The organism is Leptospira chreensis (assembly GCF_016919165.1).
GTDB classification, from domain to species: Bacteria; Spirochaetota; Leptospiria; order Leptospirales; family Leptospiraceae; genus Leptospira_A; species Leptospira_A chreensis.
Genome location: NZ_JAFFPS010000015.1, coordinates 44,044 through 68,374, shown reverse-complemented (window position 1 = coordinate 68,374; position 24,331 = coordinate 44,044). Strand labels below are relative to the sequence as shown.

Genomic DNA, 24,331 nt, shown 5'->3' with positions numbered 1-24,331 from the left:
AGATCTCCGCCAACCTGGTACACAACTTGCACAACAAGTTCACATAGGAGAAATGGCAAATGAGAAATAAATACACTCTGTTGGCGACGATCGTTGCTACCTTATTTTCCCAGGCTTCCCTTTTTGCTCAGGATAAAAAGGAAAAGGACAAGTCTTGGTATGAGTTGGTAAATTTTTCCGGATATGTGGACGTATACTATAACTATACTACAAACAACCGGCAAGGGGCTACGCAAGATACATCGGGAACTTTCCACACTTACAACAAGCAGTTTGCTGTAAATGCAGTGAAACTCTCTATGGAGAAATTGGCGGACAAAGAAAGTCCATGGGGTTTCCGTTTGGATATGCAAAACGGACAGAACAACATGTACCAAGAACGTCCGTACCAAACAACAAACTCCCTTCATAATATGCAGTTGTTACAACAAGCTTATGTTTCAGCATACTTCCCAGTTTTGAAAGGGTTGACAGTTGACGTAGGTAAGATGGCAACACATATCGGATTAGAGCTTCTTGACTCAAAGGATAACATCGCTTACACGATTGGTTATGTGTTCTTTAACACAATCCCATTTATCCATACAGGTGCGAGAGCAAACCTCCAAGTGAACGATAGACTTTCAACAAGTTTCTATCTTTACAATAGTGCACAAGGAACTGGTTACACAGGAAACGGACAACAATTTGGTTACAATGGATTATTGCCTTACGGTGATCCAGCCAGTGGATCTAGTTTAACAAACACTTCTCAACATGCTTATGCGGATGGACCAAACCCTACTAGGGCAATTGGAACTCAAGTAAAGTATGATGTAGTGCCTGATAAATTCCAAGTAGTTTGGAACACATTGCAAGCCAACGATAACATCAAAGGTAGAGCAGACAACTCCGTATACTACCTTGAACAAGCAACTGGAACATCTTTCCCTAAACAATCAGCTTTCAAAACTGACCATTGGATGATTCAAAACTTAATTTTGATCTTCAAACCTACTGACAAGTTAACCACTATCTTTGACTATACTTATGGTGAAAGAACTGGACAAACAAACACAGCAGCATTTGGATACGAAGCAAGTGGAGTCACGAAAGCAAAGTTAGATGCTGCGATGCCAGGACATGTTCCGGAATTAGATCCAGGTTTAGTTGCGGCTGGTTTCACAAAAGACACAAGTTTCTCTCGTGAAAACAGAATCAAAAGAATTTACCAAACTTACCAACTACAAGCGAAGTATCAATTCACGAACTTCTTTGCACTTGGTTTCCGTTTTGAGTATCTAGATGACAAACGTTACGGTGGATCGCTTGCAGTAAACCCTGCTCTATTTGCTGTAACTCCAGCTGACAGATACGACCTTAAGTTCCAAGATTCTATTGGTGCAAGAGCGGTTAGTAACTATGGACAAATCAAAACTCTCACTTTCACACCTACTTTCAACTTAACGGAAAACCTCCAAGTAAAAGTAGACTTAAGAAGAGATTGGGGTCCTGGACAACAATTCATAGACACTTCCGGAAGACCGGCTTCCCACCAAAATGGTATTATCGTCGGTATGGTAGCGAAATTCTAAGGAGAAAATGATGAAAATGAATAAGAAATCCTTTAAATCCGGCTTAGTAGGAATCTCTTTAGCAGTCCTTCTGGCAGCTGGCCTTGTTAGCTGCACAGATTCTCGTGCTAAAAAAGAAGATAACCCAACAGCTCTACTTTACCTAGTAAACGCAGGGAGTTTCAACGAGGTGCAACAAATTTGCGTTGGCGTTTATTTCGCAGCAAACTCTTGCGTTGGTGGAAAAGAATACTTCAACGCAGGAACAGGTTGTTCTCTAACAAAATTAGAAGGTAAAACAACAGATGATTTGAATGCTTTGAAGGAATGTGTCCTTAAAAAGGTCAATGATCCGATCCAACCTTGTAACTTACCTCAGTTTACCTATGGCCTAGCGCAACAAGCCCTTGCGGGTGCGTTTGCAGATTGTAACAAATCGTATACAACAGCAGCAGGCACAACAGTCGACTTGGCTAGTTACTTAGTATACTAACAAACCTTAAGTCAGGAGATATTCTCTCCTGACTACTTTCTTCTCTCAAATCCTTTCCAACTAGATCATATTATTTCGAAGTGACCACATCACAATAGCAACAGCCAAACTAGAGTTAAATACTATTGGAAGTTTTATGGCTTTTTGTAGTCTACCTTTTCAACAAAGTATCTTCGAAAGATTACAGTAATTTCTTTATCAGGAGGAGATTCGCCTGAAAACTTACTGATGGGTCTTTTATACACCCAATATTCCCGATCTCCCCCGCGTTTGATTTCGTCTGGATCACCGATATACCCTCTTACAAAATTTCCATTTTTACCAGGTAAGGTATCTTTGATCTCTTGTCGAAGTTTCATACCCGCAAGTTGTTCCGCTGTTAGTTGAGCTAGGACTTCTTCGCGTTTTTCATCTTCCGATTGCATGTCTTTTGCCGATTTCGACATAAAATCTCGACACTTTACTTCATCTTGAAAGGTCTTCATACAGTTTTCAAAAAGACTCTCTTGGTTTTTTACTTCCAAGGTACGAGCACAGGAAACTGCACCAAACATTATCATTAATATCAGGGATCTGTTCACAAACCCTCCCATTCTTTCCTCTATAAAATGAAAGGATCAATTTGTTGAATATCAATAATCATTAGAAGATCGACGGATTTTGTATTCATTCACTCATTGTATCGCGATTCATCATTCTGCTTATTTTCGTACTTTCTATCAATGGAACGCTGGAATTTTTGAATTGAGGACAGAAAAAACAGAGAAATTGCAGAAACATTTGTGATGATAACTATTTTTTTCCTAAGTAATAGGCCGTTTTGTAGTTAAAGACAAGTATCCTAGGTTAATACTGCATCAAAATTACAGCCGATTCGTAAAACCAAATCTAAAAATAGAATTGATGGATTAGGGTTCCATTCCCTGTTTGGTTCCTATGTTCTCATCTTCATCCCTTTATAATTCGAGACTAATCCTCCATAGGTATTTATTCTTCCTACTCCAAATAATAATCGTTAGTTGTAACTTCAAGGAAGCAGATAACAAAAACAAAAATCTCATTCATCAATCAATCACTTTTGGTTTTGTATCAAACCACATTTATTCAGCAGAATTACAAACTATAGCTAGAGAAAAAATTGGAATTCTACCAAACTCTATCCCTGGTTCGGAATCTGATACGAGTGCTAAAATCAGTTTAGGTAACAAACTTTTTAGAGATAACAAACTCTCATCAAACCATGTACAATCATGCCTTACCTGTCATCCGATCGATGGCAATGCTGCAGGAATGGATCGTCAATCCACTTCGCGTGGAACATTTGGACAATTAGGAAAAAGAAATACTCCCACGATCCTCAATGTTGGTTTTTTACCAATTCTCTTTTGGGATGGAAGAAGAGACACATTATACAATCAAGCGATCGATCCATTTATCAACCCGCTAGAAATGTCCCTACCATCGGATGCAGAGTTACTACTTAGAATTCAAAATGATTCCAGTTACACTCCGTTCTTTGCAAATGCTTTTCCTGACTCCCCGAGTCCGAGTATTCATTCGATTCGCCTGGCCCTTGTTGCTTTCGAAAGATCTCTTGTATCAAAATCTAGATTTGATGATTTTATGGAATCCAATACACAGACGCTGACTCGCAGTGAGTTAGATGGATTAAAATTATTTCTCGAGGTAGGTTGTACCAATTGTCACAATCAAAATCTGCTAGGTGGATTTCAATTTTCCAAACGCGATTCTGTTTACTCTTACAATCCAAATGATTTAGGAAGATTTGAATTTACAGGAAATGTTGAAGACAGGTTCTTCTTTAAAGTTCCACCTTTACGAAATGTAACACTGACAGCTCCCTACTTTCATGATGGGAGTGTTCCCACAATCCGAGAGGCAGTGGAACGTATGAATCATTATCAATTGAACCGCACTATCAATAGTTCAGAAATTGATTTAATTGTTACCTTCTTAAAAACCTTATCTGACAAAACAAAGTCAAACTAAATCTATTGACAAAAAATATCGAGCTTAGGACTCTGACATTACCTTCAGGGAGGAAACAGGTGAAAGTCCTGTGCTGACCCGCAACTGTGAAGCATCAAATATAGTATAATCTATATTAGGTGATAAGCCAGATCTTCCCCGCAATGTTTTCTCCGTGGATTGGGAACTTTGCACACTTACATCTTTCTGTTTACAACAGCAGGTGTAAAGGGGCCCCGAAGGTAAACTCGGGGCGCCGTATGGAAAAAAAACTACTTACACTTCTTTCTATAGATTTTAAGATTTCCCGTCTTCCGACGAGGATAAACCTATTTCCAGTTCGTGTTCCCCTAAATTCAAACCAAGATTTAGGAGAATCTAAATGAAAACAACAATCCAACTAACAATTGCTATTCTAGCAATTACAATCTTTACCGCATGTGCCGATGCAGGCAAAGTAGAGGAATCCGCTGCCAACACGAATTTGTTCGCTGGATTACTTGTTGGACAACAACAAGGTAAATCAAGCGTTATGGATTCTCTATCAGAGATTAGAGGATACTGGAAAGGTGGATTTTGTAGTGCTGGAAACTGTACAAGTTTCACTTCCAATGTTTCCATCGTACAAGATCCAACTGGATTTGGGATTTGGGCATCTGGAACTAGTTATCTAAGAATCATTGCTGTTGATACAGTCAATCGCACATTTATCTACCAATACCTTCCTTCAGATGCTTGGAGTCCGAGCAAATATACAAAAGTAATTTGGACTGCACCTACAACTGTTGGTTGTGAAAATTCAGCGAGTAAATGTTTCTACTACTGCACAGTTTTTCCAAACTTCGCAACTCTAGCAGAAGCAGAAAATGCAAACCTATCTACTTATAGCAGCGCGGACCCAACAAGAACTGGCTGTGGTGGTTTTGGTTGGAGTAAAGCACTCTTCGTTTCAGCAAATCCAACTAGTTGGTAAACACCTTTGTTTTGGCTCTGAAAATTTTCAGGGCCAAAGGAGCCATTCAATGAAAATCATTTCTAACAATCCGTATACGAACTTTATTATTTTATTTTCACTCTTATTTTTTCTAACCTGTACACCGGAACCTAAAAATGACCAAGCCGCATTATTAGCACTTTTGAGTACGAATCAAACCTCAAATAATACAAGAACCAATTGTCCTACCGGAGTTTTACCTACAGGTATCACAATCGCAAATACAGTTGTCTCTGCCAATTCCACTGTAAGTGGGTTTAGCGACTCATCCAAAGCAATCAATGGTATTTGTGGTGGAGGTGAACTATCTGGATCTTTGGATGTGTATGCACTCAACCTAACAGGAGCCGGTGCGACATTGATTTTATCCTGGTCTGGAAAAACTGTAAAGAATGTAACAGGCATCGACTTTATCATTTACGAAAATCCTTTTCGCGTATCAGAAAGTAACGATCGCTATGCTTTCGATCCAATGGTAGTTCAAGTATCCTTCAATGGAACCAATTATTGTGGGTTTGATCTGAGTGGTTTCAATCCATCGGTAGCAGATAGTAATAAAATTTCTTCTTGGCCAGGTTTTGGTGGGCTTAGGCCCGTACTCTATAATATGGGTTCCAACAACTTGACTCTCGACCAACTTTTCACATCTACTGGAAGTGGATTTTTGTTAGGTGGTGGAGATGGATTTAATCTGGATGATTTAATCGTTGGTGGACCAGGTGCCAATTGTGATGCGACCGCTCGTACAAATATCCAAACTAGTGGATTCAAATTTATTAAAATGGTATCCGCTTCGGCCGTCACCGATCCGAACACGGGAATCGGATATGTTTACCCACATTCCTATAATAATGGTTCTGATATTGATGGAGTGGTGGCGAAGTCCGTAGAATAAATAAAATTTAAATTAGAAGCGAAACCTAACCTCTGAAAGACGGACTCACACTCTGAATTCTAAACTCTAAACAAAATCTAAGAACCAACTCTCACCAAAAAGCAGAATGCTCCTTGTTAGAGTTGGTTTGTTAGTTGATTATCTTTCAGCAAAAAGAGTGATACTTATTTCTTCCGACGGCTCGATTTTCTTTCCGATCCACCGCCAGAGCTAGTAGTAGAAGACACTTGAGATTTGTTCTTATTGGATTTAACTTCATTCCCAAACATATCCACTTCCGCTCTTTGTTCCTCACCAATTTTTTTGTATTCTTTAGGTGAAGACTCATCTGGATTGCGATCCGAGTCAGTAACTTCAATTTTTAGCAAAAAAGAAACCACTTCGTTTTTAAGACTTTCGACCAACTGATCAAACATCTTAAACCCTTGTAGTTTGTATTCGATCAAAGGATTTTTTTCACCGTAACCAACAGTCCAAATTCCTTCTTTCAAATGATCCATTGCGTAAAGATGTTCTTTCCAACGATGGTCCAAAATATCTAAAAATACATTTCTTTCAATGGAACGCCAAACCTCTTCCCCTATGGAAGAAACTTTGAATTCATAAAGGTCTTTGACTAATTTAGATACAATATCGAATACCTTCAGTTGTGGATTTGATTCCTTTTTGAATTGTTTTGGATCTACAGTTTCCGTAATGCCTAAACTTTGAAGCCACTCATTCAGAGAGTCTGCCTCCCAAGCATCTACGTTATTACCTTCACAATACAAAATGACTTGGTTTTCAACCACTTCATCAAAGAAATCAACAATGGTTCGTGACATGTTTCCTTTGTCTAAAAGTTCGTTACGAATTCCATAGATGTATATTCTTTGACGGTTCATCACATCATCATACTCTAACAAGTGTTTCCTGATATCGAAGTTATGACCTTCTACACGTTTTTGCGCTCGTGCAATGGCATTGGATACCATACTATGTTCCAACTCTTGGCCTTCCGGCATTTTAAGTGTGTCCATAATACGAGCAATTCGATCTGATCCAAAAATTCGCATCAAATCATCTTGTAAGGATAAATAGAATCTAGAGGAACCAGGATCCCCTTGCCTTCCAGAACGTCCTCGAAGTTGGTTATCAATTCGGCGAGACTCATGTCTTTCCGAACCGATGATATGCAAACCACCAGCACCGATCACAAAGTCATGATCTACTTTCCATTTCTTTGCTTCGCTTAAAATTTTGTTACATTCTTTTTTGATGTTTTCGTTTCGGATTTCAGAAGTTTTCGCTTCTGCTTCTTCGAATTTTTGTTTGATCAAATGTTCCCGAAAACTATAAATTACTTCTAGTTCTGCTTTGGCTTTAATCCCCAAAGAATCAGAAAGTTCATCCAACTTTTCCAAGTCTTCTTTGTATTTTGGTGCCCCACCAAGAACAATATCCGTTCCACGACCCGCCATGTTGGTTGCAATCGTAATGGCACCTGGGCGGCCCGCATTGGCTACAATTTCCGATTCTCTTTCATGTTGTTTTGCGTTTAATACATTATGCGCAATTCCGTGAGAAACGAGAAGTTTAGAAAGAACTTCCGATTTTTCAATGGAGATGGTTCCCACTAACACCGGTTGTTTTCTAGAAACTTTTTCTTGGATGTCTTTTACTACGGCATCAAACTTCTCACGTTCTGTTTTATAAACACGGTCAGGGTTGTCTTGGCGTTGGATCTTCAAATTGGAAGGAATCACAATCACATCTAAATTATAGATCTTTTTGAACTCTTCTGCTTCCGTATCTGCTGTTCCCGTCATACCCGCTAACTTTTTATAAATACGGAAATAGTTTTGAAAGGTAATGGAGGCTAATGTTTGTGATTCACGAGCGATCGTTACACCTTCTTTTGCTTCTAAGGATTGGTGTAGTCCATCAGAATACCGTCTACCCTTCATCAAACGGCCAGTGAACTCATCTACGATAATGACTTCACCGTCTTGCACTACATAGTCTTTATCTCTATAAAATATCTTGTGAGCTTTTAAAGCTTGTTGTACGTGATGAACCAATTCAATGTTTTCAGCTTGGTATAAGTTTTCAACACCTAACAACTCTTCCACATGGTGGACACCCGCTTCTGATAAAATCACATTTTTTGCTTTTTCATCGATCTCGAAATCTTCACCCTCAATCAGTTTAGGGATAATTTTATTTACTTTGAGATATTTGTCGGTAGATTCTTCCGCAGGGCCGGAAATGATAAGAGGTGTTCTTGCTTCATCCACTAGAATGGAATCCACCTCATCTACGATAGCAAAGTTATGTTGTCTTTGCACGCGGTGTTCTTTGTAACTTACCATGTTATCACGCAAATAATCGAATCCAAATTCATTATTGGTTCCATAAGTGATATCTGAATTGTAAGCTACTTTTCTTTCTTCATGGTCCATATCATGTTGGATCACACCCACGGAAACTTTTAAAAATTCAAATACAGGCCGCATCCAATTCGCATCCCGTTTCGCCAAATAGTCGTTCACCGTGACAACATGAACACCTTCATCAGAAAGTGCATTGAGGTAAATGGGTAAAGTAGAAGTAAGAGTTTTTCCTTCCCCCGTTTTCATTTCAGAAATATTGCCCCAATGTAAGGAAATACCACCCATCATTTGCACATCAAAATGCCGCATTCCTAAAGTTCGATAGGCAACTTCGCGCACTGTTGCAAAAGCTTCTGGCAAAACATCATCTAATGTTTCACCTGCTGTTAATCTCTCTTTAAACTTAATTGTTTGTGCCGATAAGGTTTCATCGTCCATCGCTTTGATAGTGGACTCAAAAGAATTAATAGCGTCTACAATGGGACTTAGTCTTTTTAAATCCCTTTCATACTTACTGCCGAATAAAATTGTTAATATTTTTTGAAACATACCGAGTCCGTTATAAATTTATAATATTTCGAAATATCGTAGTGGCCGTTTCTGCCATTACTTTCTGTTTGCCAGCGATTTCAGAAAAATCACCAGTCCCTTTTGCGATAAACTCTTTGTGAACCGATTGCCAAACATTTAACATCTCTAATGTGGGTTCCAAATGAGTTTGAAAAGCAAAAACTTTGTTTTTGTATGCGAACATTTGGTTTGCATAATATTCACTTGCGAGTAAATGTTCTGCACCCACAGGAATGTCAAAAATATCTTCATGAAGGTGGAAAGCCATAATGGATTCTTTACTTATACCTTTAAAGATCGGATGTTCTGATTTTAAAATTTGTAATTCAGAAAATCCAGTTTCCGGACCTTTGGTTCCAGGACGAACATTGGCACCTAACGCCTTTGCAATGATTTGAGAACCTAAACAGATCCCAATTAACTTTTTGTTGGGTAAGGCAACCACATTGTTTACGATATCATAATATGGCTTAAAAAACTCTTGTTCTTCTGGATCGGCAACCGACTGCGGGCCACCTAACATCACAATTAAATCAAAATTCAAATGAATTTCTGGCATCAAATGGATTCGTCTATCATATGCATTTTGATAACTGATCCGGTAACCTGCTTCGCGAAGTAAGGGTTCTAAAATCCCTGGGCCTTCACAATCAATAAATCTTATGAATACGGCTCTCATAATGATTCCATTCCAAATTGATATCGAAAGAAATTGAACTTAGGATCTTTTCGGATGACGTCCATTGACATTTGTTCCGAAATGGCTCCTAAAAAATTATAATACAATCGCATCGGTTTTGTGACAAAAAGGAGTGTCTCCGGTGTTCCCGTGATTAACCCACCTTCTTTGACATGAAAAGGTCGTTTCATAAACACAATGGGAACTTGGATTTTTCTATTTTTAACTTCCATCTCCATCCGTTCCTTTGCTAACTTATACACTTCGCCAAACGGACGATCGTCGGTGATATCCGGAACAATTTGATACGGATCCACAACCATGTATAAGGCTTTCTTTGGAAACTGACTTTCTATTTCCGCATGGAGGAGATTGAGCGCGGGAATCTCTTTCCAACAAGGAACACAATCAGGGGAGTAAACATTGAGTGCGATTTCCTCTTTTTCCAATTGGGAGAAAGAAATTTCGGCACCACTGGCGGTAAGTCCTACCCAAGACTCCTCTCCAAAATAGGAAGATTTCGCAGGGGCACAGCTAATGAGACATAAACTAACAGTTAAGATGAGGGAGGCTTTCATAAATCCCATATATTGGACGGTCCATCCCCATGGTTTGGACTACGAGAACGTCTGTAAAGTCCGTTTTCGAACTTTACCTTGACATCTGACCCCCACCCCCCAGGCTGGTCTAACATTCCACTCAAGTCCCCTAGGGAATCAAATAAAAATGAGCCAATCGCACAAAGAAGACTTCGATATCGTATCCTTAATAGAACTTTGCCGTGAAAAAAAATACGAAACTTGCGTGGCCGGTTTCAGCACGATCGATAAAATTGATAAGATCACTCTTCCTAAAAAATTAAAGAACCGTAAACTAACAGTTCAAGCATTATACGCACTTACAAATGATATGGTTCAGTGGAAATACCTTTCCGCTGAAGAAAAAGCCGTTCTCCAAGCAGAAAAAGACAAACTTGCTGGAGTGACTTCCACTGCAGGTGCTTCTTTTGCACCTCATGCTGAAGAAGATATCGAAGAAGATTTTATCCCTGAAGAAGAAGCTCGTAAACCAGAACTAGAAGACGGTTTCGAGGATGAATTTGGTGATGCAGAGGAAGAAGAGGAAGACGACGACGATGATGATGACGATTTCGACGACGACTCTGACGACGAAGCAGAAGCTGATGAGGAAGAAGAGGACTAGAGGTTACTCCCATTCCTCTAATCCTTCACTTTCAAAACAAACTTCTCTATAACTTTCAAAATTCCGATCAGTCTTATTTACACTCAAGAGTCTCTCCTGAAAAGGAGGCCTCTCGGTTTCTTTCAAACCTTCGTTCCGATTCCATTCCTGTAATTCTTGGTGTTGGTGCTTTACACAGTGTCCGAGCTTATTTAGAATCCCCAAATAACCACCAAACTATTGTTTTCTGGGAACCTCAGAAAGAAATTTTTGAACTCAATGAATTCCAAACTGAAATACAAGTTTTGGAGGATCTTGCCAAAAAGAAAGGCCTGTTTCTATTTTTTGTCAGAGGAACTTCCCCCAACTGGTCAGAACTAAAAACAGAGGTGCAATCCATTCAAAATACGCAAGAGGGATCCCTATCCAAGTGGAGTTTGTATCCAACGCCGAGTTATGAACGGATGTTTCCCGAACTGGTATCCGAATGCCAAACAAACTTTCAAAAAGAATTATCCTCAAACGAAATCAATCAAAACACAATCCAACATTTTAGTAAGTTATGGACACATAACTATCTGAAAAATCGGATCGGCCTTTTTTACAACGATACAAGTATCCGGTGGTTCCAATCGTTTGTTGGAAAAAAAACTTCCGTTTTATTTGCCGGGGCAAGTCCCGGTTTAGAATTGGATCTTCCTAAAATCCAAAGAGAAAGAAATCACTTTCTAATTTTTGCCAGTGACACAGCACTCGGGTACCTCTTACCAAACGGGATTGTCCCCGATTATATTGTTTCTTTTGATTCTGGCCGAGGCACCACCTACCATTTTTTATTGGATCTCCCGAAACATATCCCCATCATTACTTGGTTAGGTGGCTCTGCCTATATTTTTGATTTGGTAAATCCAAAAATTCTAGTCAATACGGGCCACCCTCTGGACCAAATTCTAGAACATTTATTTTTAAGTAGTCTTGGAAAAACCTGGCCTCATTATTCCAACCCCAGTTTGAATTTACTCGGGATGGTATCTTCCATTACGGAATCGATAAAAAACAGGGAATTTTTTGTGAGCGGTGTTAGTTACTTAGCAGAACGGGGAAAGTCCCATTGTAAGGGCACAGGATATGAACGGTATTATTTACCAGAAACTGGTAGAACGAGAAGTTTAGAATTTATCACCAAACGTTTGTATTCTGGGGAACGAAAAGGCAAAAACCAAAAAGCTTGGGAACAAATGAATCCTAAAGGATCTCTTTCCAAGATTCAATTCCTTGCAGAAGCCAAGGAAATAAGTTTCCGATCCAAAGAAGATCAGGAACATTCCCTAGAAACATTTCAGGGTTTTCCCCCATCAATAGCGGAATTGGCAAAGTGGGCCAACCAAGACCATTCCGGCATCATCCATAAGAAAACTCTCAACACTTGGTTGCGGTTTTCACTAAGTTAAGCACCGAATAGAACCGGTATTTCTTGTAGATTCCACTCTGCTTGTTCTTTGTTTGCGGGAATTCGATCAAAACCTTTTGTTTTTTTATATTTCCCCTTAGGTCTTTTTTCTATATCCTCTAAAATTCTTTCCAATCTCTCTTGCATGAGTAAATGCAAATTCATTTGGTCTAACATATCCATAGTGATTTCCTCCACTGATGTCATCACTATACAATTTCCCTGGGACAAAATAGAAATTGGATGGGAAAAAAATATCTATTGCGTCCAAAAGAAATTAAAATATAAGAGTGTTACGGGAAAAAGCGTTTGTGAATTTTCAAGATATTATCTCTCAATTAGAAACCGCAAAAGAATCCAGAATCAATTTTTACTTCGTTACTGAAGAACAAAATCAGGAGATATACGCATTACTTGTCCATGTAATGGGGTATATGGACAAACTTTATTTAGTGGAAGTCATCTTCACTGTCCTAAAAGAACTCCTGATGAATGCCAATAAGGCCAATGCAAAACGCGATTATTTTACCCGTGAAAATTTAGACATCCAAAACGCTGGTGATTATGCAAAGGGAATGTCCCGGTTCCAAGAAAATATCATCATGAAATGGAACGAACAATTGGACAGGTTAGACGGTGGAAATTACTACATCAGCCTGCTTATGAAAGTGGAAGGTAAATCCATCCACTTTGCGGTTGAAAACAACGCACCCATTACAAAAGAAGAATTAGCGCGCGTTAATCGAAGAATCGAGGTCGCAAAGAACTATAACGATCTTTCCGACGCTTTCAGTGATGTGTCGGACAGCACGGAGTCTGCTGGTTTAGGATTAGTACTCATCCAACTCCTTTTAAAGAATTCAGGAATTGGTTCTGAAAAATTCAAAATCTTTACCAATGACAAAATAACACGCGCTACACTATCTGTCCCAGAAGTCACTACGCCAGTAGAGATCCAAACAGACCTCAAAACAAAACTTCTAAATGAAATTGATGGCCTTCCGCCGTTGCCTCATTCCCTTACAAAGATCATCCAACTTTGTAACAATCCAGATTCTGACTTACATATGATTTCGCAGGAGATCGAAAAGAACCCGGCTCTTTCTGCTGATCTTTTGAAACTTTCCAATTCTGCTTTTTTTGCCAACAGAAGCCAAGTGAGTTCCATCTTACAAGCAGTGAAGGTAGTGGGACTCAAAAATCTTAGAAACCTACTCTATGTGTCCGGTGTTCGTAAGATTATGGATGGGCAATATGGTAAGATGATGGATGTTTGGGACCACTCCAGCCGTTGCAGTTATTATGCAAGGTATCTGGCAACAGAGAACAATCATACAAACAAAATTGCCGATATCATTGCCGTCAGTGCTTTGTTACACGACATCGGAAAATTCCTTTTACTTTCTGTGGATCGAGGTTTTTTCAAAAAAATCGAAACCTACCAAAGAGGGGTCGATTCTGGAAACTCCACTCTATTAGAAGAAATGGCAATTGGACTCAGTCACCCACAACTCGGTGCACTTCTTTCAGAAAAATGGGAATTCCCACTCGACCTTCGTGTTGCCATTGAATACCATCACAAACCTTTCTTAGCACCTCAAGAGTTACGTGACCTTGTGGAAGTGATTTATATGGCTAATATGATGGCCGATTATCATGAACAGAAAAAAGGTTTTTATGCGATTGATAAAATCCTACTCGCCAAGTTTAATTTAGACAATATCGATGTGTTCTCTGCCGCAGTGAATAAAATCGAACTTCTATTCAAAAAATCGAATGAGTGAAGTCATTCGTTTTGATTCTGTTTCTTATGTTCGAAACGACAAAAAGATTCTAGATTTAGTGAACTTCTCCTTAAACCAAGGAGATTCTCTTGCCATCATCGGAAGAAATGGCGCCGGCAAAACCACAATGATCAACCTTCTTTTTGGTTATTCCTGGCCGACCACAGGTTCTATTTCTGCCTTCGGGGAAACCTATGGCGAAACACCCATGGCACCTTTACAAAATCGAATAGGTATGGTGCAACCAGGCCACCAAGAATCCTTATTACAAAGGCTTACCACTTTTGAGATGGTTCTCACTGGTGTGATCGGGACACTTGGACTTTATAAAGACCCAACCCCTCTTCAATACAAGACCGCAGAATCCTTGTTAAACTCCATAGGCCTTGGTCACAAAATCAACCAAATCTATAGCACACTCTCTTCCGGTGAAAAAATGAAGGTGTTACTACTCCGTGCTTTTGGAATTGGAAAAGAAATTTTAGTTTTGGATGAACCCACGGCCACCTTAGACATCACAGCAAGGACTGATTTTGGAAAATCCTTATCCCAATTAAAAAGAAACAATCCTCTACTCACAAGAATTCTCATCACACATCGAATCGAAGAAATTCCCGAAGACTTTTCTAAAGTTTTGTTAATCAAAGAAGGAAAGGTGATAAGCTTTGGAGACAAAGACCAAGTTTTGACGGACAAAAATCTCTCGAATCTTTATGATCTGAACTTACAAGTAAACGAAAAAAAAGGACAGTATTCCGTTACTGTCCTTTCCTAAAACAATTTAGTTTTCTTAAATTCAGACTCCTGCTTAGGAGTCTTCTGCTTTATCGACTAATTGGAATACATCGACCTTTCAATAAAGTTGGAAGCATTACAACCTGTTGTTCCCACATCGGAGATGGTTTTGTCTTGAGCAATACAGAAGATTTTCCACCAACGATTGGAATGGTTTGGTGCAATAGAATAGTTTCTCACTTCTCCGACACTGCCTTTGAAGATGCGAACATTCGCACCAGAGATTCCCATAAGGGCCTCACCGGACCAATTGTAGATGCTGTAGTAACGATTCGGTTGGCTCCAGACAGATCCTTGGAGAGTGATGGTTTCTGGACCATATCCTGTTGTGATATCGTAATCCAAACTTCCGTTACCAGCCCCGAGAGGAGTTTTGTTATTCCAAACAATGCGGTTGTTCGCAGAATTTCCATACTGCAAATGGGAGTCCAAATCTCGAGGTTTCGCACCCCAAGAAAGAACCACTCGCATTTCGTTATCCGGAAGGATTGGTGTGACTAAGATGTTTTGGTTGGCAGGAGTTTCGGAACCTGCAGAGACAACCGTTCTATACGTTGTGGAGTAGTTCTCAGACACCGAAGTACAATCCCCTCTTTTTCCAGAACCAGATACTTCTAAAGTATAGTTACCTGGGGGAACGGAAGGAATCACATAAGATCCGTCTGTTGCTGTTTTGACAGAGGCAATGGTCGCACCGTTCGCATCAATGGCATAGGCACCAGACTTCACATTCACACCTGGTCGGATGCGAGCCGTTAGGTTACAAACTCCCGTGTTATACAATGCCGACAAAGCCCTTCCTGAAATCGAACCACTGGTTTGACTTCCTGGAACAAAGGTAATGATATCAAAGTTAGTGGTAACATCCGCTTGGATGTCCACAATTCCTTCCACTGATGCATAACCTGCCGAGACAAATCGAACTTTCCAACGACCTGCGTTGATGTTGAAAATCGTGTATTGGCTTGCATTGGAGAAAATGGTCGCTCCTGTTGCAATGGATGCCGGTTGCACCCCTGCAGATGGACGAAGTGTGCCACCGTTAGGATCTACGATTTCTAATGAGTAAGTTCCGAGGAAAGAGAATCCACCAGGAGTTCGTACTGATCCTGATAGATGGCCACGACCATCGTTGGTAATGATAGGAGTGTTTACCACAACCGTTCCCCCGCCCGTTCCTACTTCTACAGGGAAGTAAGTGGTGATTCCGTTTTTTTCCACACGGAGTTGGTAAGAACCAGGAGAAAGGAATGGGAAACTATAACTTCCATTGGATTGGGAACTCACCGATCCCACCACTTGGTCGGAACCAGAAGTTCTTGTAGAAGAAACCGAACAATTCGGAGAATCAAATCCTCCCGAACAGTCTCTATGCACATCAGCAGTAAAATTTCCACCGACAAGTCGACCGAGAGTCACTGTAGCCCCACTTACATTTTGAGTGGATACAGCATCGGTAACGATTCCCGTTACTGTTGCTCTTGGGCTATGCGACACAACTCCACTCACATTGAATACGGCAGGAGTGAAGGCATATTGGTTTGTTGCCACGGTAGATGTGTCTACTCGCAAACTCGTAGAAGATAAGTAACTTGTTTGATATGATGGAGCCACTCGATCGACAACGATGAGTTGGTAAGAACTTTGGCGGAAGTTATATTCATTTCCATTGATCACATCCACCGAAGCGGCATTATCATTTGCTCGAGCCACACTTGGCGTTTGTGCCAGAGTTGTGGCAGATCCCGTTCCCAATTGGTATAAGGCATAACCGACTCGGCCGGCTTCATCATTGGTGAATGGAACTGGAAGAACCGCAGGCAAAGTCACAACATAGGAACTACCACCAAAACTAAATTGTCCTGCGGCAGTGGTTGTGATGTGGGCAAGGTTTGATCCATCCACAGAAGTATTTCCGAGTAAGACCACAAAGAGTCCCGATTGGTTGGTATGGACTGCATTGGCTGCAGGAGCAGTATCACGGACAGAGATCGATCCAAGGATTTGGGAACGAGTGGCAATAGATGTGAGGGAAATGGTTCCCGCATTGTAATTTCCACCATTCAAACTCACTTGGAGTGGATTAGAAGAACAAGGAGTGGCATTGGATCCGCAGTAATTTTCAAATCCAGGTGCCGAGATGTAATAAGCCCAAAGACCACTAGCTCCAAGAAAGGATACTTCCTTCGTTGTTGGGTTTACTTCATAGAGTTTGTTCCCATAAGTTTGGTATCCCCATGGACCGGATCCTTGCACTGCCGCCAAACAAGAAGCAGTTGGGTTGATCGCACAAGAACATACAGAACCCGATGGATTTAAGGAACAATTGGTTCCTGCGACAGCACTGAGAGCTTCGACAATCCAAAGTTTGATGGCATTTCCTAAAGTAGGATCATCTTTCAAATAGAGGAGGCGAGACGGTGCTTGGTTTGCCGAAGGCCTTACGTTGATCACAGTTCCTGCAACATGGTTTCCACTCGCATCTTTTACAAAGCCGGTAACAAGAGAAGGTTTTGCGATCACATAAATAGGATCTGTAAGAGCGACATTTTTGGTTCCACCGTTAGGGGATGCTGTAAACAGAAAGGAACGAGAAGCTGTATAAAATACAGGGTTTGATACTTCTAGATAATAAACACCATTAGAAAGATAACTTCCTTCGATGGTGAAACTTCCATTCCCAGTAATTTGAGCGGTTTGTAAAATCGCACCTTGTTCGTTCTTAAGTTTGATGGTAAATACAGTGGTGGAATCCGAAGGAAGAGCACCGTTGAGGATATTTCCTGTTAGGTGGAGGTCACTTTCTGTTGCCGCCATCCAAGGAAGGCTTGTTTCTCCCAAGTCCACATGGGCTACAGTGTTTGGATTGGTTCCCGGGAAAGTAAAATGGATGAATTCTGTGACATTGGCAAAGGGTTGGCCAGATACTTCGACAGAATCACCGGAATAAACTACCGTATAATTTCCATTAGGCAAAGGATTGATAGTGATCACATAAGATCCATTGGCATTGGTCACACCGGTTCCGATTGTGTTCCCATTGGCATCTATGATAGAAACGGTGATCCCTGCGATTGGGCCTGCAGGAACTGTCACACCACCGCCGGAAAATCCAGGGCTTGTGACGACTCCCGTAAATTGTGCGGGGCCTTGACTATAGTACAAACGTTCTGCGAGAAGATTTCCCACATTGACAAGGGTATAAGGATTTTGTGTGGGATCAAAAACAAGTGAGAAGTCTTGGTATGTATAATTGAGTCCAAATCCTGTATTGATGAGTACACGATAGTTATTATTGGGAAGGTCCGTTAGATCAAATTGGAATTTTCCATTGGATTCTGCATTAGTGGAAGCAACGAGGGTATTGTTTTCACCATTGGCAACTTCGATCCTAACAGTGATTAAAGTAAGGTCAACACAAGCAGGGGCTTGGGGAGCACCAGGATTTCCGCAGACTACGTTGGCAGGAACTCCAGACACTACGGGAACGATGGTTCCAATCACACGAGCGGGTCCATGGTTAGGAACTTCTTGTTCGGAATTGTTACCGGGAACTTCATCGGGATCGGTGATACCAACAGAATCACCAGGAGGAGGAAGGGGAACCCCATTGGAGTCCGGAGGAGTCGCAGCACCAGCACTTGCATCGGATACAGCACCACCAGTTCCTAACAAGAACCAGAACGGCATTGATTTCTTTTTGCGGGAACAACCCACTACTGCCAACGAAATGAGAACGAGAATTGTGAAAATTCCTCGAACGCGCATAGACTTACCCTCTAATCAAAATTCGCTTTGTGGATGCCCACAGATTTTCTAATGCACTTCGGGAAATACCTAAGACCTTACCGAAGTGTACCATTTGTAGTCTGTTTCCGTACACAAATCAAATCTTTTTTAGGGGTATCGGCAAAAAAAATAAAAAAGTAACCAAATGGAGGGAAAAATCACCAAAGGCAGGAATTTCGATTGCCCTTGGCCCCAGTTTTTAAGCCTACTCATAGCGGAATATGTGGGAGAATTGGATGACACCAGAGCAATGGAAACTCCTCATGATTCCGTTTACCTACGGATTTGTGGGTTGGGTGACCAACTGGTTGGCACTGAAAATGACCTTCTACCCCATCCAATTTGTGGGAATTCCGCCGTATCTCGGTTGGCAGGGCATCATTCCGAGAAAGGCCCATAAAATGGCCAGTAAGTCCGTGGATGTGATCACGGAACGCCTTCTCAATATCAAAGAAGTATTTTTAAAAGTAGATCCCAAAAAAGCAGAGTTGTTATTTTTACCCGCGCTAGAGCCTAGCATTCGCTATACGATGCGTGAATTCTCAGATAGTTTGGATCCGAAACTTTGGGATATGATTCCCGAAGTGGTTCGGGAAGAAATTTACCATAAGGTCAAACGAGAAAGTGGAGTTACCATTCGTAAGGTGATTCGAAAACTCCAAAAAGACATTGATAACTTGTTTGATGTGAAGGCCTTAGTTTTAAAAAAGTTATCCGGTAACAATGTAAGTCTTGTGGTGGAACTTTTTCAAGAAGTGGGAGCTCCGGAGTTTCGATTCATTGAACGCTCTGGATTTTATTTTGGATTCCTTTTGGGCCTAGTCCAAATGATTTTTATGATTTATTTTCCCGTGGCATGGACTCTTCCCATCCAGGGAGTGATCGTTGGTTATCTCACCAACTACCTTGCTTTAGAAATGATCTTTCGACCTCTACTTCCTAAAAAGTTTTTAGGACTCTTTACTTACCAAGGTTTATTCTTAAAAAGACAATCGCAAGTATCCAGGCTCTATGCGAAACTCGTGAGTGAAAAAATTTTAACTCCCAAAAACATTCTATCAGAACTTATTTTTGGAAAAGCCTCTACTGACATCATCGATATCATTCGCAAAGAAGTAATCCATCATGTGGATACCATTACCTTCCTTGCCAAACCTGCACTCTATGCTGTAGGAAAGATTGATGAGTTTGATGCTGCAAAAGAAAGAATTGCTGTGGCTATGGCTGACAATGCAGTAGAAAAATCATTTCATTTAGAAGAATACTTAGGGGAAGCCTTAGAAATTGAAATCATGATGGGAGACCGAATGTCGGCTCTACCTCCCAAAGACTTTGAATCCATTCTAAGGTCTGCGTTTCAAGAAGATGAATTGTTATTAATTTTAGTGGGTGCGGCACTCGGTGCTGTAGTGGGATGGTTTCAAATGGTATTTCTCGTATGACAAAAACAATACTCATTACTGGAGGTAGCGGTGTTCTTGGAAAAGAATTATTGTATGGTTTGATCGAAGATTATAAAATTATAGCCATTGGTAAAAACTATGCCAGCTTTCCCGACTCCATCAGGTTTCATAAAAATTTTAAGTTCTATGAAAGAGATCTTTCTCTCATTAACAAAATCGAAGAATTTTTAATTCCAGAGTCGATTGATTTAATCCTTCATTTAGCAGCTGTAGTTTCCGGAGTCAAAGTCACGGAAGAGATATACCACCAAATCAATGTTACCTCGACAAAATTACTTGTGGAATTTGCAAAATCAAAAAATGTTCCTTATTTTGGATTTGTCAGTTCTGTTTCTGTTTATGGATCCAAAGAAATCAATTTAAATATAAACAGTGAACGGCTTGGAAAAACCATTTATGCAAAAACCAAGGCCTTGGCAGAAAACTATGTATTAGATTCCGGTCGGCCCTATTCCATCTTTCGTATGGCGAGTATCTACGGAAAAGGAACCAAAAGTTTTATATCAAAATTAAGATCCCTCACAAAACTAAGGGTGTATCCTTATATTTCCTCGAATCGAAAAAAATCCCTCATCCATATTGCCGATGCCACAAGAGCCTTACTCACTTGGACCAAACAAACATTAAATGGAAAACCACCAAAACCAGTGTATGTGTTTTCTCATCCAGAATTTGTAACCGTAAACCAAGTGGTCGAAACCTTTCAGGAACTCGGAATTGCCAAAAGTTTCCTTCTTCCCATTCCCGTAGGTGGATTTGCGGGCAAAATCCTAGAGTTTGCCTTTCGCAGTCTTTCTTTTTTGCGAAGAAAACCCTTCCATGGTTCCCCGCTCCAGCCGTTGGTCGAATCGGTGGCCATTTATGATTCCCCATCCTTTGAAAATTTAGGATTTTTTCCAGAACGAGATTTACGAAAAGGACTCACCGACTATCAATAATCAAGGTACTGGGGGCCGATATTCTAAGTATGAAAAAGCGACTTTGCCTACTTGTTTTATTATGTCTTACTCTTTCTCATTTGGATGCAGCAACTTGGATCGAAGATTCTTTAAGTTTTGCATTTGAATATCCAAGAGGTTGGGCAAAGTCAGTTTTACGACATCCAGATACCGTTCGTATCCAGTTTTCAAAAACAAACAGGGAGGCCATCCTACAAATTGATGTCGCCCGTCGCACCAAAGAATACGACATCGACCGGTTCATTGAAGAAACCGTGGATACCTTCCTCGCAAAGTATCCAGATCTAAAACTCGTTCGTGAAAAATTATTAGAAAACGAAGTGGCTGGATTCGATGAGTCCGTCTTCGTTGTGTTACACTATACAGAACACAAACAAATTGTTTCCAATCGATTTTTATTCCACAGGAAAGGTGGATTGTATTATGTAGTTCAGGCAAAAACACCTAGAGCTTATTTTGCAAAGTATTCCAAAGACTTAGATTTAGTAATGAAAAGTTTTCGCCGTGAAACTCGCACAAAGAACAGATGGCGTAACGATAGTTTGGCGTATTTAGATCCGGTAAAAGATGAAAGAATCATCCAATACATATCCATTACCATAAGGCCCATTGATTCCTATCCTCATGAACAAGGTGCCACAAACAAACAAGAAGATGGTTGGTTGTTTTCTGTAGAAGGAAATAAAAAACCAAACCCGGGAGAATGGGACAACCGCACCAAACCCCAAAATGACAACGGATACACACCCGCCGATGTCAAACCGGACACCCCGACTTCTGACGAACCCGTAGTCATTCCTGATAACTCAGGCCTCTAGAAACGGATTCTCTTTCTCTTTTTTTGTAAGCCCACTCAGTTGCCACTGCCCCTTGGAAATCCAGGGGCCTTCCTCCCCCGAAATTCTACCAATTTCCCTTGACGGGAATGGGAGAGGTCGGTTTATCGTATATTTACGATAAACTATGGCACAGAACAAAAAAGCAGAATTCCCCGAGAAGATCCAAAGGATCTCCTCTTTTACCAAATTACTCTCGCATCCGGCAAGACTTGCCATCTTAGAAGTTTTGGCAGAGCGTCAAACTTGTGTTTGCGGAGAAATCGTTGAAATTTTACCTCTCGCCCAGTCCACAGTTTCCCAACACCTAAAAGAACTTAAGGAAGGGGGGCTTGTCAAGGGCGATGTAGAAGGAACCTCCTCTTGTTATTGTATCCATTGGGAAAACTTCACAAAAGCTTATGATGAGTTTTCAGAACATATCGAATTCATAAAAACATTCAAAAAAAATAAAACGGAGAACTGTTGTGAGTAAACCAAAGAATATTTTAATCCTGTGTACGGGAAATAGTTGTCGGAGTCAAATCGCAGAAGGTTGGATGCGGTTCTATGCAAAAAACAAAGCCAATGTCTACAGTGCCGGAATTGAAACCCATGGTGTGAATCCAAAAGCCATCGCTACGATGAAAGAAGCGGGGATTGATATTTCTAATCATACCTCCAATCATATCAATGAGTATAAAGACATCGAATTTGATTTCTTAATCACAGTTTGTGACCACGCCAAAGAAAACTGTCCGTACTTTCCAACAAATGCCAAAAGTTTCCATCATAACTTTTCTGATCCCTCCAAAAAGATCGGATCGGAAGAAGAAATCAAAACGGCCTTTGCGAACACAAGAGAAGAAATACGAATCTACTGCGAAAATTTTATAAAAACCGAACTATAAAGGATAAAGAAGGATACAATGAATACACTCACATGGAAAGATTTTAAAACGAATTTGGATTTATATCCAGAGCTTCACTTGGAATTTGAATATGGAAAAAACCAAACCATATTCCCCAACTACCATATCACCGAATTCAAGCTGGCAAATATCCAATCGGTCGATTGTGGTGGAAAATCAGATTCTTGGTCTGAGATCATTTTACAAGTATTAGAACCAAAAGTAGAAAAAGATACCGAGGCCATGACACTAGGAAAAGTAAATTCCATTCTCAAAAAAGTAACCACATCAATGGATATACCAGAAGATGCAACTTTGCGAATTGAATTTGGAAACGCGGAATCAGCCATGAGACAATACTTTGTATCCGAAATGCAACCTAAAGATTCATCCTTTCTCATTCATTTAAAAGATGGGAAAACAGAATGCAAAGCCAGTGTAAGTTGTGGATTACCTAAAGATGTAGTTACCTTCCCTAAATTAGAGAAAACTAGTTCTTCTTGTTGTTCGCCAAAAACAAAATCGGAAAGTGCAGAAGAACCAGCAGGTTGTTGTTAGATGAAAAATCTTTCTTTTTTAGATAGATATCTAACCCTTTGGATTTTTAGTGCAATGGGCATTGGATTACTCATAGGTAAATTTTTGCCCTCTCTCGTGGAGGGATTTTCCACTCTTTCTATAGGAACTACGAATATCCCATTAGCCATTGGACTCATTCTCATGATGTATCCCCCACTTGCAAAAGTGAAATACAAAGAAATGGGAAAAGTGTTTCAGGATGGAAAGTTACTAACACTTTCTCTTCTCCTCAATTGGGTGTTTGGTCCCCTCCTTATGTTTGGACTTGCCATACTTTTTCTAGCCAATGAACCCGAATATAGAACAGGTCTCATCCTGATCGGCCTTGCACGATGTATTGCGATGGTAATAGTCTGGAATGATTTGGCAGAAGGAGACAGGGAATATGGGGCGGCCCTAGTCGCTCTCAATAGTATCTTCCAAGTATTTTTTTATAGTTTCTATGCTTATCTATTTATCACAGTACTTCCACCTTACTTTGGACTTGTGGGAACAGAAGTATCGATTCAGATTTCTGATATTGCAGAAACCGTGGGTATCTATTTGGGAATTCCGTTTTTTCTTGGATTTATTTCTCGTTATGGGTTTGAAAAGTTTGGTGCCAAAGATTTTTATGAAACAAAATTTCTTCCGAAAATTTCTCCGTTAACTTTATCTGCACTTCTATTTACCATCGTCGTTATGTTTAGTTTGAAAGGTGGTATGATTTTAGAACTCACCGATGATGTCTTAAGAGTTGCAGTTCCCCTACTTCTGTATTTTGGAATTATGTTTTTTGTAAGCCTATGGATCGGATACAAATTGGGTGTGGACTACTCAAAAAATGCGGCTGTTAGTTTTACAGCGACAGGAAACAACTTTGAATTGGCGATTGCTGTTGGAATTGGGGTCTTTGGAATCCAAAGTGGTGTCGCCTTTGTCGGTGTAATTGGACCACTCATTGAAGTGCCAGCCCTCATCCTACTTGTCAAATTTGCAATTGGATTTAAGAACAAATTCTATCAGTAAAATGCAAAACCTTTCTTTAGTGAGAAAGGTTTTCCTCCAATTCCGTTTTGG

Annotated in this window: 22 protein-coding genes; 16 read left to right on the top strand and 6 right to left on the bottom strand. The window is 40.3% G+C overall.

Features of this window, described 5'->3' with window-relative positions; translation table 11 throughout:
- The first annotated feature begins 59 nt into the window (after positions 1-59).
- Positions 60-1,574 (top strand): outer membrane beta-barrel protein, encoded by a 1,515-nt coding sequence (locus tag JWG41_RS04990; RefSeq protein ID WP_205268840.1) that lies wholly within the window; start codon positions 60-62, stop codon positions 1,572-1,574.
- 10 nt (positions 1,575-1,584) lie between these two features.
- Entirely contained in the window at positions 1,585-2,046 is a 462-nt protein-coding gene (locus tag JWG41_RS04985) for a hypothetical protein (RefSeq protein ID WP_205268859.1), read from the top strand.
- Between the two features lie 134 nt (positions 2,047-2,180).
- On the opposite strand, the gene JWG41_RS04980 is transcribed toward JWG41_RS04985, so the two are convergent.
- Positions 2,181-2,531 (bottom strand): hypothetical protein, encoded by a 351-nt coding sequence (locus tag JWG41_RS04980; protein WP_232373710.1) that lies wholly within the window; start codon positions 2,529-2,531, stop codon positions 2,181-2,183.
- A gap of 451 nt (positions 2,532-2,982) precedes the next feature.
- On the opposite strand from JWG41_RS04980, the gene JWG41_RS04975 reads away from it, so the two are divergent.
- The 3 genes from JWG41_RS04975 (at position 2,983) to JWG41_RS04965 (ending at position 5,924) form a co-directional block, all read left to right on the top strand.
- A complete protein-coding gene (locus JWG41_RS04975) occupies positions 2,983-4,056 on the top strand; it encodes a cytochrome-c peroxidase (protein WP_205268838.1) in 1,074 nt (357 codons plus the stop codon).
- Positions 4,057-4,417: 361 nt separating this feature from the next.
- Positions 4,418-5,008: a hypothetical protein gene (locus JWG41_RS04970; RefSeq protein WP_205268837.1), complete on the top strand. Its 591-nt coding sequence runs from the start codon at positions 4,418-4,420 to the stop codon at positions 5,006-5,008.
- Between the two features lie 49 nt (positions 5,009-5,057).
- Positions 5,058-5,924 carry an LIC_13355 family lipoprotein gene (locus tag JWG41_RS04965; RefSeq protein WP_205268836.1) on the top strand — a complete coding sequence of 289 codons (867 nt, stop codon included), beginning with the start codon at positions 5,058-5,060 and terminating at the stop codon, positions 5,922-5,924.
- Positions 5,925-6,088: 164 nt separating this feature from the next.
- Here the strand turns inward: JWG41_RS04965 and secA are convergent, their stop codons facing one another.
- The 3 genes from secA to JWG41_RS04950 are packed head-to-tail and all read right to left on the bottom strand — an operon-like array spanning position 6,089 to position 10,123.
- Positions 6,089-8,845 (bottom strand): preprotein translocase subunit SecA, encoded by a 2,757-nt coding sequence (gene secA, locus JWG41_RS04960; protein ID WP_205268835.1) that lies wholly within the window; start codon positions 8,843-8,845, stop codon positions 6,089-6,091.
- 10 nt (positions 8,846-8,855) lie between these two features.
- A complete protein-coding gene (locus JWG41_RS04955) occupies positions 8,856-9,545 on the bottom strand; it encodes a type 1 glutamine amidotransferase (protein WP_205268834.1) in 690 nt (229 codons plus the stop codon).
- Positions 9,542-10,123, bottom strand: a complete 582-nt coding sequence (locus tag JWG41_RS04950; protein ID WP_232373709.1) for a hypothetical protein — start codon at positions 10,121-10,123, stop codon at positions 9,542-9,544. Before JWG41_RS04950 ends, JWG41_RS04955 begins: the two co-directional genes overlap by 4 nt.
- A gap of 148 nt (positions 10,124-10,271) precedes the next feature.
- On the opposite strand from JWG41_RS04950, the gene JWG41_RS04945 reads away from it, so the two are divergent.
- Positions 10,272-10,748, top strand: coding sequence for a DNA primase (locus JWG41_RS04945; RefSeq protein ID WP_205268832.1), 477 nt, complete (start codon positions 10,272-10,274; stop codon positions 10,746-10,748).
- A gap of 284 nt (positions 10,749-11,032) precedes the next feature.
- Positions 11,033-12,178: a 6-hydroxymethylpterin diphosphokinase MptE-like protein gene (locus JWG41_RS04940; protein ID WP_232373707.1), complete on the top strand. Its 1,146-nt coding sequence runs from the start codon at positions 11,033-11,035 to the stop codon at positions 12,176-12,178.
- Here the strand turns inward: JWG41_RS04940 and JWG41_RS04935 are convergent.
- On the bottom strand, positions 12,175-12,384 hold the full coding sequence (locus tag JWG41_RS04935) for a hypothetical protein (protein WP_232373706.1): 210 nt from the start codon (positions 12,382-12,384) through the stop codon (positions 12,175-12,177). The genes JWG41_RS04940 and JWG41_RS04935 overlap by 4 nt on opposite strands.
- Positions 12,385-12,488: 104 nt before the next feature.
- Between JWG41_RS04935 and JWG41_RS04930 the strand changes: the two genes are divergently transcribed.
- Both JWG41_RS04930 and JWG41_RS04925 read left to right on the top strand, forming a co-directional pair.
- Positions 12,489-13,961: an HDOD domain-containing protein gene (locus tag JWG41_RS04930; protein WP_205268831.1), complete on the top strand. Its 1,473-nt coding sequence runs from the start codon at positions 12,489-12,491 to the stop codon at positions 13,959-13,961.
- Entirely contained in the window at positions 13,954-14,736 is a 783-nt protein-coding gene (locus JWG41_RS04925; RefSeq protein ID WP_205268830.1) for an ABC transporter ATP-binding protein, read from the top strand. The genes JWG41_RS04930 and JWG41_RS04925 overlap by 8 nt, the downstream gene beginning before the upstream one ends.
- 56 nt (positions 14,737-14,792) lie before the next feature.
- Here the strand turns inward: JWG41_RS04925 and JWG41_RS04920 are convergent, their stop codons facing one another.
- The gene (locus JWG41_RS04920; RefSeq protein WP_205268829.1) at positions 14,793-18,524 is read right to left on the bottom strand and encodes a Cna protein B-type domain protein; all 3,732 of its coding nucleotides are present in this window, start codon (positions 18,522-18,524) and stop codon (positions 14,793-14,795) included.
- A 284-nt stretch (positions 18,525-18,808) separates the two neighbouring features.
- Here JWG41_RS04920 and JWG41_RS04915 point away from each other — a divergent pair, with 284 nt between their 5' ends.
- The 7 genes from JWG41_RS04915 (at position 18,809) to arsB (ending at position 24,280) form a co-directional block, all read left to right on the top strand.
- Positions 18,809-19,987 (top strand): DUF445 domain-containing protein, encoded by a 1,179-nt coding sequence (locus JWG41_RS04915; protein WP_205268856.1) that lies wholly within the window; start codon positions 18,809-18,811, stop codon positions 19,985-19,987.
- Entirely contained in the window at positions 19,984-20,946 is a 963-nt protein-coding gene (locus JWG41_RS04910; protein ID WP_205268828.1) for an NAD-dependent epimerase/dehydratase family protein, read from the top strand. The genes JWG41_RS04915 and JWG41_RS04910 overlap by 4 nt, the downstream gene beginning before the upstream one ends.
- A 29-nt stretch (positions 20,947-20,975) precedes the next feature.
- The gene (locus JWG41_RS04905; protein ID WP_205268827.1) at positions 20,976-21,785 is read left to right on the top strand and encodes a hypothetical protein; all 810 of its coding nucleotides are present in this window, start codon (positions 20,976-20,978) and stop codon (positions 21,783-21,785) included.
- Positions 21,786-21,930: 145 nt separating this feature from the next.
- Entirely contained in the window at positions 21,931-22,278 is a 348-nt protein-coding gene (locus JWG41_RS04900) for an ArsR/SmtB family transcription factor (protein ID WP_205268826.1), read from the top strand.
- On the top strand, positions 22,271-22,693 hold the full coding sequence (locus JWG41_RS04895) for an arsenate reductase ArsC (RefSeq protein ID WP_205268825.1): 423 nt from the start codon (positions 22,271-22,273) through the stop codon (positions 22,691-22,693). Before JWG41_RS04900 ends, JWG41_RS04895 begins: the two co-directional genes overlap by 8 nt.
- Before the next feature lie 18 nt (positions 22,694-22,711).
- Entirely contained in the window at positions 22,712-23,251 is a 540-nt protein-coding gene (locus tag JWG41_RS04890; RefSeq protein ID WP_205268824.1) for a DUF6428 family protein, read from the top strand.
- Positions 23,252-24,280 (top strand): ACR3 family arsenite efflux transporter, encoded by a 1,029-nt coding sequence (arsB, locus tag JWG41_RS04885; RefSeq protein WP_205268823.1) that lies wholly within the window; start codon positions 23,252-23,254, stop codon positions 24,278-24,280.
- Positions 24,281-24,331: the final 51 nt, after the last annotated feature.

Excerpts from the sequence above, each read along its gene's own strand:
- arsB (WP_205268823.1), top strand. The coding sequence starts at position 23,252 with ATGAAAAATCTTTCTTTTTTAGATAGATATCTAACCCTTTGGATTTTT.
- JWG41_RS04935 (WP_232373706.1), bottom strand. The coding sequence starts at position 12,384 with ATGACATCAGTGGAGGAAATCACTATGGATATGTTAGACCAAATGAAT.
- JWG41_RS04910 (WP_205268828.1), top strand. The coding sequence starts at position 19,984 with ATGACAAAAACAATACTCATTACTGGAGGTAGCGGTGTTCTTGGAAAA.
- JWG41_RS04925 (WP_205268830.1), top strand. The coding sequence starts at position 13,954 with ATGAGTGAAGTCATTCGTTTTGATTCTGTTTCTTATGTTCGAAACGAC.
- JWG41_RS04965 (WP_205268836.1), top strand. The coding sequence starts at position 5,058 with ATGAAAATCATTTCTAACAATCCGTATACGAACTTTATTATTTTATTT.
- JWG41_RS04900 (WP_205268826.1), top strand. The coding sequence starts at position 21,931 with ATGGCACAGAACAAAAAAGCAGAATTCCCCGAGAAGATCCAAAGGATC.
- JWG41_RS04975 (WP_205268838.1), top strand. The coding sequence starts at position 2,983 with ATGTTCTCATCTTCATCCCTTTATAATTCGAGACTAATCCTCCATAGG.
- JWG41_RS04955 (WP_205268834.1), bottom strand. The coding sequence starts at position 9,545 with ATGAGAGCCGTATTCATAAGATTTATTGATTGTGAAGGCCCAGGGATT.
- JWG41_RS04990 (WP_205268840.1), top strand. The coding sequence starts at position 60 with ATGAGAAATAAATACACTCTGTTGGCGACGATCGTTGCTACCTTATTT.
- JWG41_RS04920 (WP_205268829.1), bottom strand. The coding sequence starts at position 18,524 with ATGCGCGTTCGAGGAATTTTCACAATTCTCGTTCTCATTTCGTTGGCA.
- JWG41_RS04950 (WP_232373709.1), bottom strand. The coding sequence starts at position 10,123 with ATGAAAGCCTCCCTCATCTTAACTGTTAGTTTATGTCTCATTAGCTGT.
- JWG41_RS04980 (WP_232373710.1), bottom strand. The coding sequence starts at position 2,531 with ATGAAGACCTTTCAAGATGAAGTAAAGTGTCGAGATTTTATGTCGAAA.
- secA (WP_205268835.1), bottom strand. The coding sequence starts at position 8,845 with ATGTTTCAAAAAATATTAACAATTTTATTCGGCAGTAAGTATGAAAGG.
- JWG41_RS04890 (WP_205268824.1), top strand. The coding sequence starts at position 22,712 with ATGAATACACTCACATGGAAAGATTTTAAAACGAATTTGGATTTATAT.
- JWG41_RS04905 (WP_205268827.1), top strand. The coding sequence starts at position 20,976 with ATGAAAAAGCGACTTTGCCTACTTGTTTTATTATGTCTTACTCTTTCT.
- JWG41_RS04985 (WP_205268859.1), top strand. The coding sequence starts at position 1,585 with ATGAAAATGAATAAGAAATCCTTTAAATCCGGCTTAGTAGGAATCTCT.
- JWG41_RS04970 (WP_205268837.1), top strand. The coding sequence starts at position 4,418 with ATGAAAACAACAATCCAACTAACAATTGCTATTCTAGCAATTACAATC.
- JWG41_RS04945 (WP_205268832.1), top strand. The coding sequence starts at position 10,272 with ATGAGCCAATCGCACAAAGAAGACTTCGATATCGTATCCTTAATAGAA.
- JWG41_RS04915 (WP_205268856.1), top strand. The coding sequence starts at position 18,809 with ATGATTCCGTTTACCTACGGATTTGTGGGTTGGGTGACCAACTGGTTG.